At 67.5% G+C, this 16620-nt stretch carries 18 protein-coding genes; 5 read left to right on the top strand and 13 right to left on the bottom strand.

What is annotated here, in order from left to right:
- Positions 1-788 precede the first annotated feature (788 nt).
- Positions 789-3392, top strand: coding sequence for a glycoside hydrolase family 3 N-terminal domain-containing protein (locus tag ACRSBM_RS24335; protein ID WP_434446324.1), 2604 nt, complete (start codon positions 789-791; stop codon positions 3390-3392).
- Positions 3393-3487: 95 nt separating this feature from the next.
- On the opposite strand, the gene ACRSBM_RS24330 is transcribed toward ACRSBM_RS24335, so the two are convergent.
- From ACRSBM_RS24330 to ACRSBM_RS24310, 5 genes are read right to left on the bottom strand one after another with little or no spacing between them, the layout of a single operon-like run.
- A complete protein-coding gene (locus ACRSBM_RS24330) occupies positions 3488-4087 on the bottom strand; it encodes a YigZ family protein (protein ID WP_434446322.1) in 600 nt (199 codons plus the stop codon).
- Positions 4084-5148 carry an ATP-dependent DNA ligase gene (locus ACRSBM_RS24325; RefSeq protein ID WP_434446320.1) on the bottom strand — a complete coding sequence of 355 codons (1065 nt, stop codon included), beginning with the start codon at positions 5146-5148 and terminating at the stop codon, positions 4084-4086. Before ACRSBM_RS24325 ends, ACRSBM_RS24330 begins: the two co-directional genes overlap by 4 nt.
- Before the next feature lie 15 nt (positions 5149-5163).
- Positions 5164-6273 carry an MAB_1171c family putative transporter gene (locus ACRSBM_RS24320; RefSeq protein WP_434446319.1) on the bottom strand — a complete coding sequence of 370 codons (1110 nt, stop codon included), beginning with the start codon at positions 6271-6273 and terminating at the stop codon, positions 5164-5166.
- A gap of 1 nt (position 6274) precedes the next feature.
- Positions 6275-6787, bottom strand: a complete 513-nt coding sequence (locus tag ACRSBM_RS24315) for a hypothetical protein (RefSeq protein ID WP_434446317.1) — start codon at positions 6785-6787, stop codon at positions 6275-6277.
- A 4-nt stretch (positions 6788-6791) separates the two neighbouring features.
- Complete coding sequence (locus tag ACRSBM_RS24310; protein ID WP_434446315.1) at positions 6792-7229, bottom strand: helix-turn-helix domain-containing protein; 438 nt, start codon at positions 7227-7229, stop codon at positions 6792-6794.
- Between the two features lie 201 nt (positions 7230-7430).
- Between ACRSBM_RS24310 and ACRSBM_RS24305 the strand changes: the two genes are divergently transcribed.
- A complete protein-coding gene (locus tag ACRSBM_RS24305) occupies positions 7431-7817 on the top strand; it encodes a hypothetical protein (protein ID WP_434446313.1) in 387 nt (128 codons plus the stop codon).
- On the opposite strand, the gene ACRSBM_RS24300 is transcribed toward ACRSBM_RS24305, so the two are convergent.
- Both ACRSBM_RS24300 and ACRSBM_RS24295 read right to left on the bottom strand, forming a co-directional pair.
- On the bottom strand, positions 7814-9049 hold the full coding sequence (locus tag ACRSBM_RS24300; RefSeq protein WP_434446311.1) for a ThuA domain-containing protein: 1236 nt from the start codon (positions 9047-9049) through the stop codon (positions 7814-7816). The genes ACRSBM_RS24305 and ACRSBM_RS24300 overlap by 4 nt on opposite strands.
- An 82-nt stretch (positions 9050-9131) precedes the next feature.
- The gene (locus ACRSBM_RS24295) at positions 9132-9908 is read right to left on the bottom strand and encodes a lytic polysaccharide monooxygenase auxiliary activity family 9 protein (RefSeq protein WP_434446309.1); all 777 of its coding nucleotides are present in this window, start codon (positions 9906-9908) and stop codon (positions 9132-9134) included.
- A 68-nt stretch (positions 9909-9976) separates the two neighbouring features.
- On the opposite strand from ACRSBM_RS24295, the gene ilvA reads away from it, so the two are divergent.
- Positions 9977-11212: a threonine ammonia-lyase IlvA gene (gene ilvA, locus ACRSBM_RS24290; RefSeq protein ID WP_434446307.1), complete on the top strand. Its 1236-nt coding sequence runs from the start codon at positions 9977-9979 to the stop codon at positions 11210-11212.
- A 50-nt stretch (positions 11213-11262) separates the two neighbouring features.
- On the opposite strand, the gene ACRSBM_RS24285 is transcribed toward ilvA, so the two are convergent.
- Positions 11263-11904 carry a DUF4360 domain-containing protein gene (locus ACRSBM_RS24285; RefSeq protein ID WP_434446305.1) on the bottom strand — a complete coding sequence of 214 codons (642 nt, stop codon included), beginning with the start codon at positions 11902-11904 and terminating at the stop codon, positions 11263-11265.
- A 59-nt stretch (positions 11905-11963) separates the two neighbouring features.
- A complete protein-coding gene (locus ACRSBM_RS24280) occupies positions 11964-12587 on the bottom strand; it encodes a DUF4360 domain-containing protein (RefSeq protein ID WP_434446304.1) in 624 nt (207 codons plus the stop codon).
- A gap of 294 nt (positions 12588-12881) precedes the next feature.
- Between ACRSBM_RS24280 and ACRSBM_RS24275 the strand changes: the two genes are divergently transcribed.
- Positions 12882-13127, top strand: coding sequence for a mycoredoxin (locus ACRSBM_RS24275; protein WP_434446302.1), 246 nt, complete (start codon positions 12882-12884; stop codon positions 13125-13127).
- Positions 13128-13134: 7 nt separating this feature from the next.
- Here the strand turns inward: ACRSBM_RS24275 and ACRSBM_RS24270 are convergent, their stop codons facing one another.
- The 4 genes from ACRSBM_RS24270 to ACRSBM_RS24255 all read right to left on the bottom strand — a co-directional run bounded on the left by ACRSBM_RS24270 (position 13135) and on the right by ACRSBM_RS24255 (position 16049).
- A complete protein-coding gene (locus ACRSBM_RS24270; RefSeq protein ID WP_434446300.1) occupies positions 13135-13626 on the bottom strand; it encodes a DinB family protein in 492 nt (163 codons plus the stop codon).
- Positions 13627-13679: 53 nt separating this feature from the next.
- Positions 13680-14705, bottom strand: coding sequence for a chitinase (locus ACRSBM_RS24265; RefSeq protein ID WP_434453204.1), 1026 nt, complete (start codon positions 14703-14705; stop codon positions 13680-13682).
- A gap of 154 nt (positions 14706-14859) precedes the next feature.
- Positions 14860-15549, bottom strand: coding sequence for a chitinase (locus ACRSBM_RS24260; RefSeq protein ID WP_434446298.1), 690 nt, complete (start codon positions 15547-15549; stop codon positions 14860-14862).
- 116 nt (positions 15550-15665) lie between these two features.
- A complete protein-coding gene (locus ACRSBM_RS24255; protein WP_434446296.1) occupies positions 15666-16049 on the bottom strand; it encodes a VOC family protein in 384 nt (127 codons plus the stop codon).
- A gap of 58 nt (positions 16050-16107) precedes the next feature.
- Between ACRSBM_RS24255 and ACRSBM_RS24250 the strand changes: the two genes are divergently transcribed.
- Positions 16108-16542, top strand: coding sequence for a hypothetical protein (locus ACRSBM_RS24250; RefSeq protein WP_434446294.1), 435 nt, complete (start codon positions 16108-16110; stop codon positions 16540-16542).
- Positions 16543-16620: the final 78 nt, after the last annotated feature.

The raw sequence follows: 16620 nt of genomic DNA, 5'->3' as shown, positions 1-16620 counted from the left end.
CGCACGCGGTGGCCCGGACCCTGGGTAAGGACGAGGTGCTGCGCCGGGAGCGCCATTGAGGGCTGACGGCCCTCCCGCGGCCTCTGGCCCTACGGGAACCGGGCGCTTTCCGCCGTCCGCGCACGCCAGAACGACGCGTGCATCCCACACAAAGGCGCAAACGCGAGCGCCCTATCGCACGGATCGGCCAATGGAGAAGCCGAGGCGCCTACCGCCCGGAATAGGAAATGGCGAAGCCGAGCAGCCCTTTCAACAACGATGACGGCGAAGCCGAGACAACCAAGCAAGCCCCGCTGACCAGCGGTGATAACGCAACCACCGCGCGATTTGGGCTTGACTTCGGGTGCGAGATGCTACCGTTGAAGAGATCGGCCGGGCTCCTTATGCCCGGCCTTTTCAGGCCGAACCAGAATCTCGCAAGGGCCCCGAAGTCAAGCCCAATCGCAATCGTCGCGAAGCGGCGATGAATCGACCCGGCTCGTCACGGCACACGCAGCCACGCACGCAAGGCGACATCACGCACGCCACGCGCCCTCTCCGCTTGGAACAGCAACCAGTCCAATCAACTTGGGCGGCCACCCAACCGCCGCACCCAAACCACCAACCGCAGCACCCCAGCCCACCCAACCGGCGCGCCCAGCCAGCCCACGCCACCAGCCCACCCGTCCCCAAAACCCCACACAAACGCACAGGTCCGGTATGGGAACTTCCTCCTGAAAGTTTCCGGAACAAAGTCGTGAGAGCGTTCCCATTGACGCGGACGTAACACGCCGTTGAGGATCTGCGGCATGCATTGGAGAAGCACTCTCGCCGCAGTGCTGGGGTTGACGCTCGCCGCCAGCGCGACATCGGCGGTGGCGGCGGCGCCGGAAGCGCAGCACGGACCGAAGCAGACGGTCATCGGGCAGCCCAGGACTCAGCACGGGTGCGCCCGCATCGAGAAGTCCTTGCCCACGCTCAAGGACTGGCCCAAGGTCGACAGCCAGCTCGACGGCGACCGCAGGGACGAGGCCCGCATCAGGGCGATCCTCAAGGACATGACGCTGGCCGAGAAGGTCGGCCAGATGACGCAGCCGGAGATCGCCGCGATCACGGCCGAGGACGTCAAGACCTACGGGTTCGGCTCGGTCCTCAACGGTGGCGGCAGCTTCCCCGGTGGCAACAAGCGCGCGACGCCGCAGGACTGGCTGGCGCTGGCCGACGCCTACTGGGAGGCGTCGAAGCAGACGCGTACCAAGATCCCCGTCATCTGGGGCATCGACGCGGTGCACGGCAACAACAACGTCTTCGGCTCGACGGTGTTCCCGCACAACATCAACCTCGGTGCCGCGCACGACCCGTGCCTCGTCCGCGACATCAGCGAGGCGACCGCGGAGCAGATCCGGGCGACCGGGCAGGACTGGGCGTTCGCGCCCACGCTCGCCGTCGTCGAGGACGACCGGTGGGGTCGTACCTACGAGGGCTTCTCCGAGGACCCGCGGATCACCCGCGCCTACGGCTACGAGGCCGTCAAGGGCTTGCAGGACAACGCGAAGAAGCGCATCGGCGAGGATGGCGTGATCGCCACCGCCAAGCACTTCCTCGGTGACGGCGGCACGACCGGTGGCAAGGACCAGGGTGTCAACCCGTCCACCGAGCAGAAGATGATCAACGTGCACGGGCAGGGTTACTACGGTGCTCTGGCCGCGGGTGCGCAGACGGTGATGATCTCGTTCAACAGCTGGACGAACGACGTCATCAACGAGGGCAAGGTGCACGGCAGCAAGTACGTGCAGACCGGCATCCTCAAGGAGAAGATGGGCTTCGACGGCCTGCTCGTCTCCGACTGGAACGGCATCGGGCAGGTCACGGGCTGCACGAACGCCAGCTGTGCGCAGGCGATCAACGCCGGCATGGACATCATCATGGTGCCGCACGACTGGAAGGCGTTCATCGCCAACACGATCGCCCAGGTGGAGGCCGGTGAGATCTCGATGGCGCGCATCGACGACGCCGTCACCCGCATCCTGCGCGTCAAGCTGCGCGCCGGCACGTTCGACGCGCCCAAGCCGTCGCAGCGCGAGCACGCCGGCGAGCAGAAGGCGTTGTTGCACAAGGAACTCGCCCGCGAGGCCGTGCGCGAGTCCGCCGTGCTGCTGAAGAACGACAAGCGCGTGCTGCCGATCTCCAAGCGCAGCAAGGTCCTCGTCGTCGGCAAGAGCGCGGACAGCATCAGCAACCAGACGGGTGGCTGGACGCTGTCCTGGCAGGGCACCGGCAACACCAACGCCGACTTCCCCAACGCCACCAGCATCCTCAAGGGCATCCAGGACACCCTGGGCGCCGCGAACGTCACGTTCGCCGAGACCGCGGAGGGCGTCGACCCGGCGCAGTTCGACGCCGTCATCGCCGTCATCGGTGAGACGCCGTACGCGGAGGGCGTGGGCGACCTCGGCAAGCGCTCGTTCGAGGCCGCGCGGCTGCAGCCGCAGGATCTCGCCGTGCTGGACAAGGTGTCCGGCAAGGGCGCGCCCGTCGTCACCGTCTACGTCGGTGGCCGCGCGCTGTACATGAACAAGGAGATCAACCGCTCCGACGCGTTCGTGGCCGCCTGGCTGCCGGGCACCGAGGGCCAGGGCATCGCGGACCTGCTGATCCGGGGACGCCACAACGGGTTCAGCGGCAAGCTGTCCTACTCGTGGCCGGCCGAGGCCTGCCCGGCGCTGCCCGGTGAACCGGCCAAGACCCCGCTGTTCAAGCTCGGCTACGGCCTGCGCGACTGGCAGACCGGCAACGTCGGCAAGCTCGACGAGACCAGCCCCGGCGCGCTGTGCACCGGTGGTGGCGGTGGCACGGCGACCGAGGACCTGGAGGTCTTCAACCGCACGGACATCGCGCCGTACAAGAGCATGATCGGCTCCGCGGAGAACTGGAGCGGCACCGAGATCGGTCCCGACGGCCAGGCCTCACACGCCGAGATCAACGTCGTGCAGTCCGACGTCAACGTCCAGCAGGACGCGCTCAAGACGACGTGGACGGGTACCGGTCCCGCGCAGGTGTACCTGCAGAGCCCGGCCGTCAGCGACCTGCGCGGCTACGGCAACGCCAACGCGGCCATCCAGTTCGACGTGATCGTGCACCAGGCCCCGGCCAACCGCACGGTCATCAGCGCGCACTGCGTGTACCCGTGCATGGCTGAGATCGATGCCACGCAGGCGTTCCGCGACCTGCCCGTCGGACAGAAGGCGACCGTCAAGATCCCGGTCTCCTGCTTCTCCGACAAGGGGCTGGACCTGGAGAACATCAACACGCCGTTCCTGGTCTACACCGACGGCGCGTTCCAGGCGTCGTTCGCGAACGTCCGGTGGGTGCCCAAGGCGGGCGCTGATCCGGACGCCCTGCCCTGCACCTAACAACCCTGCACGTAACGGATAGCGGGTTCCGCGGCGCGCTTCAGGTTCCGGCCGAAGCGCGCCGCCGGGCTTTCAGTGGCCTGAACAGGGTGGTTCTAGCTGTCGAGGTCCACGGGCTCGCCCCTGATCGCGGTGACGGAACCGCCGGTCTGAGCGGCGAGCCACACCTCGAACGCCTCCGGGTCCTTCGTCAGCACGGTGAAGGTGACGTCGTGACCGTATTCGGTGCCGGCGACGTGGTACCCGGCCGCACGCAGCGCGTTCTCCAGCTTTCCCGCCTGGTCGTGGTCCGCCGCCAGGAGAAGGGAGTCGTGCCGTTCACGGGTCAGGGTGCCGAGCGCGTCGATGGCCTCCGACACGGCCCGTCCGTACGCCCGGACCAGTCCACCGGCACCGAGCTTGATGCCGCCGTAGTAGCGGGTGACGACAACGGCCGTGTCGACCAGATCGCGTCGTGTCAGCACTTCGAGCATGGGCACACCGGCGGTACCGGCGGGTTCGCCGTCGTCGGACGAGCGTTGCGTGTCGCGGGTCCGGAACGCCGTGCAGTTGTGCGAGGCCTGCCAGTGCTCCTTGCGCACGCGCGCGAAGAACTCGGAGGCTTCCTGGTCGGAGGAGACGCGGGCGACGTGGCACAGGAACCGCGACCGCTGGATCTCGATCTCGTGCGTGCCGTTGCGCCTGATCACCTTCACCGCTCGATTGTCCGCCTGCGCTCCGCCTCACCGAACAGCGCGTCCAACTCGGCGGGCGGTACCTCTTCCAACTGCTCGTAGGTGCACTCCGCAGGCATCTTGTCGGGACGGAACCGCACCAGACGTGCCGTGTGCCGGAAACGGCCGCCCTGCACGTGCTCGTACCGCACCTCGGCCACGCGGGTCGGTTCGAGCAGCACGACCTGAAGCTGCTTCTCGGGGTTCCACCGGCTGTTCATGCCGGGTCCCTCGTACGTCGCCCACGCGCTCCACGGGTGCTCAGCGGGGTTGAGCAGCGGCTTGAGCTCGTCGACCAGCTCCCGCCGCCGCGCCGCGGTGAAACTGCTCGCCACACCGACGTTGTGCAGCTCGCCGTCCTGGTAGAGACCGAGCACGAGCGATCCGACGCTCTCGCCGTCCTTGTGCAGCCGATAGCCCGCGACGACGCAGTCGGCCGTTCGCTCGTGCTTCACCTTGAACATCACGCGCTTGTCCGGCTCGTAGACACCGTCCAGCGCCTTGACCATCACGCCGTCGAAGCCCGCGCCCTCGAACCGGGTGAACCAGTCCTGCGCGACGTCGGGGTCCGCTGTGGACGGTGTCAGGTAGCAGCCGGGGACCTCGGTGACGACCTGCTCCAGCACTTTCCGGCGCTCGCCCAGCGCCAGCCCGGTGACGTCGTCGTCGCCGCACGCCAGCAGGTCGAACGCCACGAAGCTCGCGGGGGTCTCGACGGAGAGCTTGCGCACGCGCGACGCCGCCGGGTGCAGCCGCAGCTGCAGCGTGTCGAAGCTCAGCCCGTCCGGCGTGACCAGCACGATCTCGCCGTCCACCACGCACCGCGGCGGCAGCGCCTGCTTGAGCAGCTCGACCACCTCGGGGAAGTACCGGGTGAGCGGCTTGTCGTTGCGCGAGCCGAGCTCGACCTCGTCGCCGTCGCGGAACACGATGCAGCGGAAGCCGTCCCACTTCGGCTCGTAGGCCAGTCCGTCCCCACGCGGCAACGCGGGCACGGACTTCGCGAGCATCGGCTTCACCGGCGGCATCACGGGCAGGTCCACACGGGGACCATAAGCTCAGCGGAGAGCCACCGCGAGCTTTTCGAGTTCGCGCACGTCCGCGTCCATCCCGTCGTCCTCGGGAACGGCCAGCGCGATCGGCAGCCGCATCGTCACCGCACCCGACCTGCGTGCCTCCAGCCCGGCCCGCAGCCGTTCGGACAACGGCAGCGCATCCGGCGCCTCGGCGACGTACGGGCTGATCCGCACCAGCCCGTCGCGGCACTCGATCACGCGCCGGTAGTAGCGCCGGTGCACGCCCCGCAACGAGAGCGCGTCGCGCCGCGACGGCACGCGGTGCAGGGCGTCCTCGGGGAACGACTGGTGCAGCAGCGTCCACAGCGGAGCCAGCCGGTGGTAGACGCGCAGGTGCCGCAGCCACAACCGGATCGCCGCGAACCGCATCGCCGCGATCGGGTAGACGACTCCGACGACGCACAGCAGCACGCCCGGCAGCAGGAACCACACGGCCGTGGTCAGCAGCCAGCGGGGGAGCGGCTCGCCGAAGTAGCGCGAGACGTTCGAGGACACGAAGATCGCGTCGGCGGGCACCAGCAGCGCGAGGCCCGTCGAGGTGATCAGCAGACCCCGGCGCAGCCTCGGTTCGGCGCCGCGGGCGTAGCGGCGGGCCCACACGAACATCGCCGCGAAGCCGTAGAGCAGGTAGCCGTTGCCGAGCGCGTAGAACACCGTGATGGCGAGGACGCCCGTGGGCCCGCCGCCGAGCGAGTTCGGCACGCGGGCCGCCGCCACCCTCAGGTCGTCCGGGATCGCGAGCACGGCCCACGTCATGACCGAGATGCACAGCGCGAGCGGCACGAGCTGGAGCAACGCCTGCCGTTTCGCACGGGAGTCGTCCAGCGCGGAGAAGATGAAGAAGCAGATCAGGCCGTACACGCCGACCTGCAGCATCGCGTGCTGGACCAGCTGGCAGACCATCGGGTCGAGCCCGAGGAACCACCTGCCACTGGCCGCGGCCCGGCCGAACGGGTACCCGATCGCCCAGCCCGCCACCAGGCCCGTCACCGACCGCAGGCGCGGGTCGTGCGGCCGCCGCACCAGCAGGTACAGCACCACCGCCAGCGCCGAGAACGCGACGATGCCCTGGGTCTCCTTCAGGTACTCCACGTCAGAGCCACCCCAGCCGGTCGGCGAGCGAGGACGACATGCGGCGTGCGGGGCCCTCGGACGCGCGCGGCGCGACCTTGTCCAGCACCGACGCCCACTCCAGGATGATCGTCGCGACCGTCTCGGCCTCACGCTCGTGCGCGCTGTCGTAGGAGGTGCGCCGCAACGCCCGCCGCACCGCGTCCGGTTCGAGGTCGGGGTAGAGGCCCGTGAGCAGGTCGTCGTCATGTTCGTCGCTGGTGTGACCGGCGAGCAGGTGCCCGAGCTCGTGCAGGATGATGTGGTTCTGGTGCGCCTTCGACGTCTCCCGCTGGTACAGGATGTAGTCGGCCTTGGCGGTGGCGATCCACACGCCGTACGGGCCGGGCACCGGAATCGGGTGCGCGATCAGCCGGATCGGTCTGCCCCGCTGGCCACCGACGCGCCGGCAGAGCTCCTCGACGTCGAGTGGCGGCTGGATGTCCAGCTCGTTCAGCAGGCGGCGGCACCGCTTGCGCAGATCGCGTTCGGCCACGAGTTCATCCTTCGCCGCGTTCGGCCTGTTCCTGTCGGTAGACGACGTCGAGCAGTTCCATGACGAGGCGCCGCCGGTCCGGCGACAGCTCACCCGCTCGCATCGCCATGAGCTGCGCGTCGCTGCCCGAGGTGATCTCGTTGAGGCGCGTCTGTTCGTCCTGAAGTGACTTGAGCTGCTCGTCGACGCGGTCGGTGACCTCGTCGTCGAAGAAGTAGCTCACCGGTACGCCGAAGAAACCCGCCAGCGCCTGTAGGTGCTTGAACGTCGGGTTGTCCTTCTTGCCCTTGCGCAGCTGCCAGATGTAGCTCTGGGAGATGGTCACGCCGGTGTCGGCGATCGCCGCCGCGACCTGCTCGTTGCTGTACTCCTGGCCGGAACGCGCGGTGTGCCGGGCGAAGAGGTGGTTGAGCTTGTCAGCCAGGGACCGGTCCCCCGCCATCGCCTGCTCCCCCTCGTTCGCGCGGTGAGCGTCTCCACCCACGGAAACGGCACTCCGGATTACCGGATTTTCACCAGTTGAAAGCCTCCGATAGTCAACATAGACTCTCGTCCGTGCCTGTCTCAACTGCGGAGGGTGCTCGCCCGGTCCGGGACGGTCACGTCAGTCCACGCGCTCACCACTTCGCGAAGGATCCGGGCCATGGCGCTTGCTGAGCGGCAGGGGTCGTTTCACCGAACCGTGATCGACGTCGTCTACAAGACCATGAACCAGCTCGCGCAGACGGAGTCGCCGAACGCCGTCTTCGAACTGCGCGAGCAGCTCCGCGCCGCCCTGCCGTGGTGGCGCGGGCTGCTGCGGATGCACGAGCCGAACGAGCGGAACCGGTGCAGGTCGTGCCGGTCCTGGTACGGGCGGCACCGTGCGTGGCCCTGCCCGGTGTGGCGGGACGCGATGCAGGCGTTACACCAGCTCAACGACATGTACGGGTTCCTGGAGCCGGCCGAGGACGGCCCGATGCCGGAGGAGCGGGTGGTCGTGAGTGGTTTCGGCCGCACCGGCGACCGGAACCACTCACGATCCGGCTAGCCGATCCTGAAGCTCTGCGCCGCCGACCCGGTGCAGGTCGCCTGGACGAGCTGACCGCCGTCGGCGCCGCTCGCCGGCGCCGACAGGCACTTGCCCGAGTGGCGTGCCGTCAGCGTCGAGTAGCCGTCGGCGCCGGTCGTGACCCGCCACTGCTGGTTGGTGCCGCCGACGTAGTCCCACAGGTGGATACCGGCGTTGTCCGCGGTGGACACGTCGCTCACGTCCAGCACCTTGGCCGGGTTGTTGCGGTAGTCGACGCGCGAGTAGCCGTCCGTCGTGGCCGTGAGGCGGAAGTTCTGCGCGGCCGTGCCGTTGCAGGCGTACTGCTGGATGACGGTGCCGTTGTCGAGGCCCGCGGACCGGGCGTCGACGCACTTGCCGTTGCCGCGGTTGACGAGCGTCTTCCACTCGTCCCGCGGCGGGGTCCCGCCACCGCCCAGCCACAGCAGGCTGTCGATGAGGAAGGCGTTCTGGGTCTGGCTCGCGAAGGTCGACGACAGCGGCCGGTTGGTCGCGTAGTCCATCGCGTCGTGGCCGAAGTTGGCGTAGATCATCTTGTGGTTCCTGTTCGTCCACATGATCGGGTAGTACCCGCTGCGCCACTGCTGGTCCGGGTCGGTGCCGAGCGGGAAGCTCGACGGGTCGACGCTCGCCAGGACCTGGATGTCGGGATTCGTGCGCAGGTCGCGCGACCAGCTGTACCACTCGCTGACCGAGGAGGTGAACCTCTCCGGCAGGCGCAGGGTCGACGGGTGGGTGCGGGTCTCGACCTTGAGCACGGCGGTGGTCGGGCCCCAGGTGTTGCTGACGAAGTTGCCCTTGCCCAGGAACGTGTTGTGGTACCAGGACCACTCGTTCGCGTTCTGCGTGAACGCGCTCACGTGGAATCCGAAGAAGCCGCCGCCGGCCTCGACGTACCGCTGGAAGCCCGCACGCGCGGCGGCGCCGGTGGGCGCGTCGTCGAGGAAGACCACGACCTGTGCCTGTGCGGGGGTGAGGGTGCTGAGGCGGTTCCAGTCCCTCGTCGCCTCGTAGGTGAAGCCGTTCTCCTGACCGGCGCGGGTCAGCCACGGGTTCGCCTCGGTGACGAACGCGATGTGGGCCGCGTCCCAGGTGCCGTTGTAGAAGGCCAGCACCTTGAACGGTGCCGGGGCCGCGCCGGTTGCCGGGACGGCGACCGGGACGAGCGTCGCGGCGAGCATTGCCAGTAACGCCAACAGTTTTCGAGCCATGCGGGCACACACCTTCTCGTTGCCGGTTGCGCGCCCGAAGATCACCGTAGCGAGGGCGCGGACCTGGTGGGTGCCGGGACGTTCACAGAATTCTTTTGCGCCACACCATGATCCCGCCGATCACGACGAGACCGCCCAGTGCGGCGACCACGGTGGACAGGCCGAGACGCGTTGCGCTGGAAGGAGGTTGCCCAGTGCTCGACGCCACGGGAACGGGTTGCGGCGTGCTGGGCTTCGGGCCGGACGGCCTGGTCGTCGTTGTCGCGGCCGGCCGGGCGATCTCCACGTCGGTGCACGAGTAGTAGGTGTCGGGCGTGTCGCTGTTCTGCCAGACGGTGTAGATCAGGTGGCGCCCGGTCCGGTCCTTCGGCAGGTGCACCTGGAACTGGTAGGAGCCGCCGACCAGCGGGGGAGAGGGCACGGACAGGAACTGGTCCAGGTCGGCCCACCGCAGCGGCCGGGCCGGCGTGTACCCCTCGCGCGTCACGTAGAACCGGAACGAGCCCTGGTGCGGGATCGTCGCGCGGTAGGTGAAGCCGGTGCTCCTGAGCTTCGTCACCGGCCACTGCGCGCTGGGCAGGTCGAGCCCGGCGTAGCGCGGCAGGCCCGCGCTGCACAGCTTGCCGTCCGGAACGCGCCGGGTGTCGAGGCCCCGCACGTTCGCCAGCCGGATGTTGTCCCACTCCGTGGACGGCAACCCCGCCTGAATGGCACTGCGGCACGGCGGGGATGATGCTGTGGACAGACCTGGCGAGCACAGATAAGCCCTGCTCGCGGGGTCGGTCGGCGCGCCGTGGGCGTGCGCGGGAACCGCGGAGAGCATCATGAGCAGCGATAGCACGCCCAAAAGGCGAAACACGGGCACCTCCCCTGTCCTTCTAGGGTTACGCGTGCCAGACCCAAGTCGTTCACGGAAGATGTATTGACATGTCCTTCGCTGATGAGGTGTCCGCCGCCGCAGCCCGGCTCGGTGGAGTCGCACGGACGACACCGCTCGAGGTGAACCAGCGGCTGTCCGAGAGGACCGGCGCGCGGGTGTGGTTCAAGCGCGAGGACCTCCAGGTCGGCCGCTCCTACAAGCTGCGCGGCGCGTTCAACCTGCTGTGCCAGACCGAGTTCGCGTTCGGTGGCGCGGTCTGCGCCTCGGCCGGCAACCACGGCCAGGGCATGGCCTACGCGTGCCGCCGCCTGGGCATCGAGGGCCGCGTGCACGTGCCGCGCACCACCCCGCGCCAGAAGCGCGACCGCATCTCCGCCCTCGGCCAGGGCATGGTGCAGCTGATCGTGGACGGCGACACCTACGACGACGCGGCGGCACTGGCCAAGGAGTACGCGCAGACCACGGGCGCGACCCTGGTCCCGGCCTTCGACGACCCCCGCACGGTCGCCGGCCAGGGCACCGTCGGCCTCGAGATCGTGCAGCAGCTCGGCGGCGCGCCCGACGTGGTCGTCGTGCCCATCGGTGGCGGTGGCCTGCTCTCCGGCGTCGGCACCTGGTTCAAGGAACGCTTCCCGCGCACCCGCATCATCGGCGTCGAGCCGGCGGGCGCGGCCAGCATGATCGCCGCCGTCGAGGCGGGCCACCCCGTGACGCTGCCCGAGGTCGACTCGTTCGTCGACGGCGCCGCGGTCCGCCGCGCCGGTGACGTGACGTTCCCGATGGTGCGCGACAGCGGCGCCGAGCTCCTCACGGTGGCCGAGGGCGCGGTCTGCACGGAGATGCTGGAGCTGTACCAGATCGACGGCATCATCGCGGAACCCGCGGGCGCACTGGCCTCGGCGGCGTTGCTGGAGGAGATCTCCGTCGCACCGGACTCGACGGTCGTGTGCCTGCTGTCCGGCGGCAACAACGACGTTTCGCGCTATGCCGAGATCGTCGAGCGGTCGATGATCCACCGCGGGCTCAAGCACTGGTTCCTGGTGGAGTTCCCGCAGGAGCCGGGCGCGCTGCGGCGGTTCCTCGACGACGTGCTGGGCAAGGACGACGACATCGTGCAGTTCGAGTACATGAAGCGCGACAACCGGGAGACCGGTGCCGCGCTGGTGTGCATCGAGCTGGGCCGGCGCGAGGACTACGACCTGCTGTGGGGGCGGATGAAGGAGTCCCCGCTCAAGATCCAGCACGTCGAGCCGGGGTCGACGGCGTACCGGTTCCTGATCTAAGTGGCGTGCCGGGCACCCCGTTCGCGGAATGCCCGGCACCTGGTCGGTGACTACGGTTTAGGTGGGCACTGCTTCCACGCGAAGTGGTAGGTCGTCTCGATCGACCCGTCCGTCGAGTCCATCGAGATGAAGCTGGTGAGCGTCTTGTCGGACGTGCCGGCCATGACCCGCAGCTCCGTGTTGATGTTGAAGTTCCGCTTCTCGCCGCACGGGTGGTAGACGATCGCGGCCACGTCGGTCGTGTCCGTCGCCTGCCAGTCGTCGCTGAACGGGCCGCGGTAGTTGTGCTGCTTGTACTCCGTCTGCGACATGCCCTGGAAGTAGTAGTTCGCCTTCTCCAGGGCCGTGGCGCCGCGTTCGAGGTGCGCGAAGCCGCGGTAGTCGGTGGACGCGATGCCGTAGGTGAAGCCCGACGGCACGTTGACGCGCAGGTTCAGCTGGCAGTTCTTGCGGAAGTCGGTCGGCAGGGCCTGCGGGCCGACCTGCGCCATGAACTCGCTGTAGGTCACGGTGAACGCCTTGTTGTCCGGGCTCACGGCGACGGCGGCCGTTCCCGCCCGGCAGCCCGACCCGTTGACCGTCACGACGTCGATGGTGATGTGGTCCGGCGGAGGCGTGTCGCCGGGGGCGCCTCCGGGCGGGAAGATGATCGTCGACATCGCGAGCGCGGCCGCGGCCAGTGTGTTGAGCATGGGGCACCTTTCCGTCTGAAGTTCAACTAGATGAACGGCGGCGGCAGTCGGTGCCTCGGTCAGCAGCGCTTCCAGGAGAACTGGTACTTAGTGCTCACGCTGTTGTCCGTGGAATCCATCGTCATGAAGCTGTTGGCCTTCGACGCGGTTCCCGCGTTCACGCGCAGTTCGGTGTTGATGTTCAGGTGCCGGACTTCTCCGCAGGGCGCGTAGATGATTTCCGCCACCTGCGCACGGTCGGTGGCCTGCCAGTTGTCGCTCTTCGGGCCGTTGAACGTGTGGGTACGGGTCGTGCCCTGGGACATGCCCTGGAAGTAGTAGTTTCCTCTTTCCGTCCCCGTGGCCCCCTGCTGCAGGTGGGCGAACCCGCGGTAGTCGGCCTGGGCGATGCCGAAGGTGAAGCCCTGCGGATAGCTCACCTTGATGTTGAGCTGGCAGTTCTTGCGGAAGTCGGTGGGCGCGGAGCCCTGTCCGGCCTGCGCGAGGTACTGGCTGTATGTGACCGTGAACGCCGTGCGGTCGTCCGCGGCCGCGACCGCCGCGGTGCCGGCGGGACAACCGGAACCGTTGACGGTGACGACGTCGATCGTCACGAAATCAGGTACATCGGAAGCTGCGTTCGCGGTAGGCGCGGTCAGGACCGCGGACAGCGCGAGGGCAGCAGCCGCCACCGTTTTCAACATGGTCAGCCTTTCTTTCCATGAGTGCGGTAGCGGCGGCGGAATTCAGACGATATCGGAAACCCTGCGTGGTGACGGGCCGCCGAATGGGTGACCACATTGTTGGGTCACGCGCAGGAAAATGCACGACGAATTGCACGTCCGAAGTTCTCGGGCGCGCGGGAACCATGCTCACCCACGGTGCGGGGAATTGACCTGACGATTGTGTGTCGATCTGGCCGGCGGGCCGGGAAGAAGCACCCCTCGCCGGGCGTTGACACCGGTGACACAGTCCAACCCCGACGAGGAGTGCGCCTGATGGCTCCCGACCAGCTGACCGTCTACTCGACCTCGTGGTGCGGCTACTGCCGCATCCTGAAGAGCTCGCTCGACCGCGAAGGCATCGAGTACGTCGAGATCAACATCGAGGAGACGCCCGGCGCGGCCGACTTCGTGATGAGCGTGAACGGCGGCAACCGCACGGTGCCGACGGTCCACTTCCCGAACGGCAAGGCGCTCACGAACCCGTCGCTGGCGCAGGTGAAGGCGCAGCTGGCCGCATAGGGCCAGGCTAGAACTCGTACAGGGACGCGGTCGTCGACTGGCCGTCCAGCGTCTCCCGGAGGATGTCCGCGTGGCCGGCGTGCTGCGCGGTCTCCCGGATGAGGTGCAGCACGATCCGCCGGATCGACATGGGCTGCGGGTCCGGGTCCCACGGCGCGGACGGCAGCGGTACGAGCCTGTCGAGAGAGGCGGTGCGCAGGGCCTTGTCGGTCCCGCGCACCGCCTCGTCGTACGACGCGAGCAACTCCTCGAAGTCGTTCCCCGTCCAGGTGTACTGGCCGACGTCCAGCATGCCGGGCGGGGGGAGGGGCTGCTCGGTGAGGATGTGGGTCCAGCCGCGCTCACACCAGGTGAGGTGCTTGAGCAACCCACCCAGCGTGAGCTCGCTGACGGTCGTGCGCTTCACCGCGTCGGCGGCGGTCAGACCCCGCATCGTGACGCGGAAGGTCCTGCGCTGATCGTTCAGCTCGTGCAGCAGATCGTTGAGCTCCATGGTCATGCAGTGAAGCTATGACCGAACTAGGACCGCTCGAGTCCTAGTGAGGCCGACCACTAGCAGTAGAGGTTCCCGCCGGGCGTCACGCCGAGGGTTCCCGTGAACTGCTGGTACTTCGACACGCGGCTCTGTACCTGGCCGGGGTTGGCGCCGTTGCACTCCAACCTGCCGTTGATGCTGCGGATCGTTTCGCCGAAGCCCCGCGAGTTGACCATCGCGCTGTGCGCGGTCATCGTGCCGGGGCCGTTCTGAGTGGTCCAGTACCAGAGCGCCGTCTTCCACGCGGTCGCGGAGTTGGTCGCCACCTGGTCCGGGTTGTTCAACAGGTTGAGGCCCAGGTGGTCGCCCGCGGCCTTGTAGTTGAAGTTCCACGACAGCTGGAGCGGACCGCGGCCGTAGTAGGCGTAGGTACCGGCCGGGCAGCCGTAGGGCTTGGTCTCGTCGCAGAGGTCGTTGCCCTGGTTGATCTCACGGATGTAGACCAGGCCACCGGTCTCGTGCGACGCGTTCGCGAGGAACGCCGCGGCTTCCTGCTTCTTGACGGTGTCACTGCCCGTCTTGGCGAACGCGGGGAACGAGTTCATCGCGTCCACGAGCCCGCTGTAGGAGTAGAAGCTGTTGCGGTTGGGGAACATCTGGTTGAACTGGGCTTCGCTGACGACGAAGCCGCCGCCGCCACCACCGCCACCACCGCCGTTGCAGTTGTGCGGCTCCCAGTACCAAGTGGAAACCGTTGGGCTGTAACCGGGGTTGTCGTGCTCGGCGATGTAGTAGTTGCCTTCGAACCTCACGACAGAACCAGCGGTGTACCACTGGCCCTGCACCCAGTCGGTGAACGTGCAGGTGCCGCCGCCGCCACCTCCGCCACCGTCACAGCCCGTCGGTTCCCAGTACCAGGTGGACACCGTGGGGCTGTAGCCCGGGTTGTCGTGTTCCGCGATGTAGTAAGCGCCTTCGAATCTCACGATCGAGCCGGCGGTGTACCACTGACCCTGAACCCAGTCAGTGAATGTGCAGGCCTGCGCGGACACTTCCGCCTGTGAGGACGCGGTCGGTGTGATGACGGCCAGAGCAGCCGCCATCACACCCGCCGCGAGCGATGCCAAGATGCGTTTTTTCAGCAAGGTCACCCACTCCTGGGAATCTTTTGCGTCCGAGGAATCAAGGATGTGAACAGTGCTGAGAGTGGCATCAGTGGTCCAGACCAGTCAAGGGTCTAGACCTATTCTTGTCTCGTTAGCAGTAGAGGCTGGATCCTTGTGCGACACCGATGATCCCGGTGAACTGCTGGTACTTCGAGACGCGGCTCTGCACCGCGCCGGGGTTGCGGCCGTCGCACTCCACAGATCCGTTGATGCTGCGGATGGTCTGGCCGAAGCCGCGCGAGTTGACCATCGCGTTGTGCGGGGTCGTGGTGCCAGGGCCGTTCTGCGTCATCCAGTACCAGATCGCGGTTTTCCACGACGTGGTGGCGTTCGTCGCCACCTGGTCCGGGTTGTTCAGCAGGTTGAGACGCAGGTAGTCGCCCGCGGCCTTGTAGTTGTAGTTCCACGACAGCTGGATCGGTCCGCGGCCGTAGTAGGCCCGCGTCCCTGCGGGGCAACCGTAGGGTTTGCTCTCGTCGCAGTAGTCGCCGCTCTGGTTGATCTCGCGGATGTGCACGAGCCCGCCGGTCTCGTGGGAGACGTTCGCGAGGAACGCCGCGAGCTCCTGCTTCTTCACCGTTTCGCTGCCCTGGTTCGCGAAGGAACCGAACGAGTTCATCGCGTTCTTCATGCCGCTGTAGGTGTAGAAGCCGTTGCGGGACGGGAACATCCGGTTGAACTGAGCTTCCGTGACGATGAACGGCGCCGCCGTCGCCGGCTGAACGAGCGTGAAGACGCCGATCAGCGCGGCGATCAGGGCGGCGGCGCGTGTTCCGAACATGGGGACCAACTCCTCAGAGAATTTGCGCGCCCACCGTGTGTTACCGCTCTCACGGTGGCAGGCAAGGACTCCGAGCACAAGAGGTGGTCTATACCTTTAGATGCATGAACCGGTCGTCAGGCACCGGAGCCGTACGGCCGGGTGATGATCTCGAGGTTGTGGCCGTCGGGATCGCTCCAGTAGACGCCGCGCCCGCCGTCGTTGTGGTTGATCTCGCCGGGCCTGCTGTGGAACGGGTCGGCCCAGTACTCGATGCGCTGATCCCGGATGCGGCCGAAGATCTCGTCGAACTCGTCCTCGGTGACGAGGAAGGCGTAGTGCTGTTCGGCGATCGGGCCGGACGCGGTCATGTAGTCGAGGGAGACGCCGTTCGCGACCTCCACGACGAGGAACGGGCCGAAGCGCACCGGGTCGGGCAGGCCGAGCAGCGCGGTGAGGTAGCGGGCGGAGCGGTCCTGGTCGGACGAGTGGACGATGGTGTGGTTGAGCTGTACTGGCATGAGTCCTGCCTACTCGCGTGTCAGCGACTTGTCAGTGCCAACGGCGATGATCACCCGCATGAAGAGGGGAATCATCGCCATCGTGTTCGTGCTGCTCGGTTTCGTCTTTCCGGGGGTGGCGAACGCGGAGACGCCGCCCGGCTGTGCCAGTGCCGCGCAGATCGGGTCGACCGGGTACATCAAGTTCCAGGGCAACAACATCGCGTCGGTGAAGCAGTTCGCCGGCTGCGGTTCGAACTATTCCTACGTGTACGTGTGGGAGAGCTTCCGCAACTCGGGCAAGGACTGGAACATCCAGACCGCGATCGCGATCTACAGCAGCGCGAGCGACACGACGCCGAACGACTACAAGGGCGGCAACTCGACGCAGTGGGGCCTGGTCGAGCTCTGGGGCAAGCCCGCCAACACGCTGAACGTCTGCACTGCCGCCTACGGGATGGTCTACGTCTACAAGTACGACACGTACATCAGCTACTCCAGCAAGCGCTGCTAGACCCCTAGCCGGGATCGGTGAACACCGGCCAGGTGCCGGTGTTCACCGTCGCGCCGTTGGTACGCAGGGGTGTCGGCG

Source organism: Lentzea xerophila, assembly GCF_051094245.1.
In the GTDB taxonomy this organism is placed as follows: domain Bacteria; phylum Actinomycetota; class Actinomycetes; order Mycobacteriales; family Pseudonocardiaceae; genus Lentzea; species Lentzea xerophila.
This window is presented reverse-complemented; position numbering and strand designations above follow the sequence as displayed.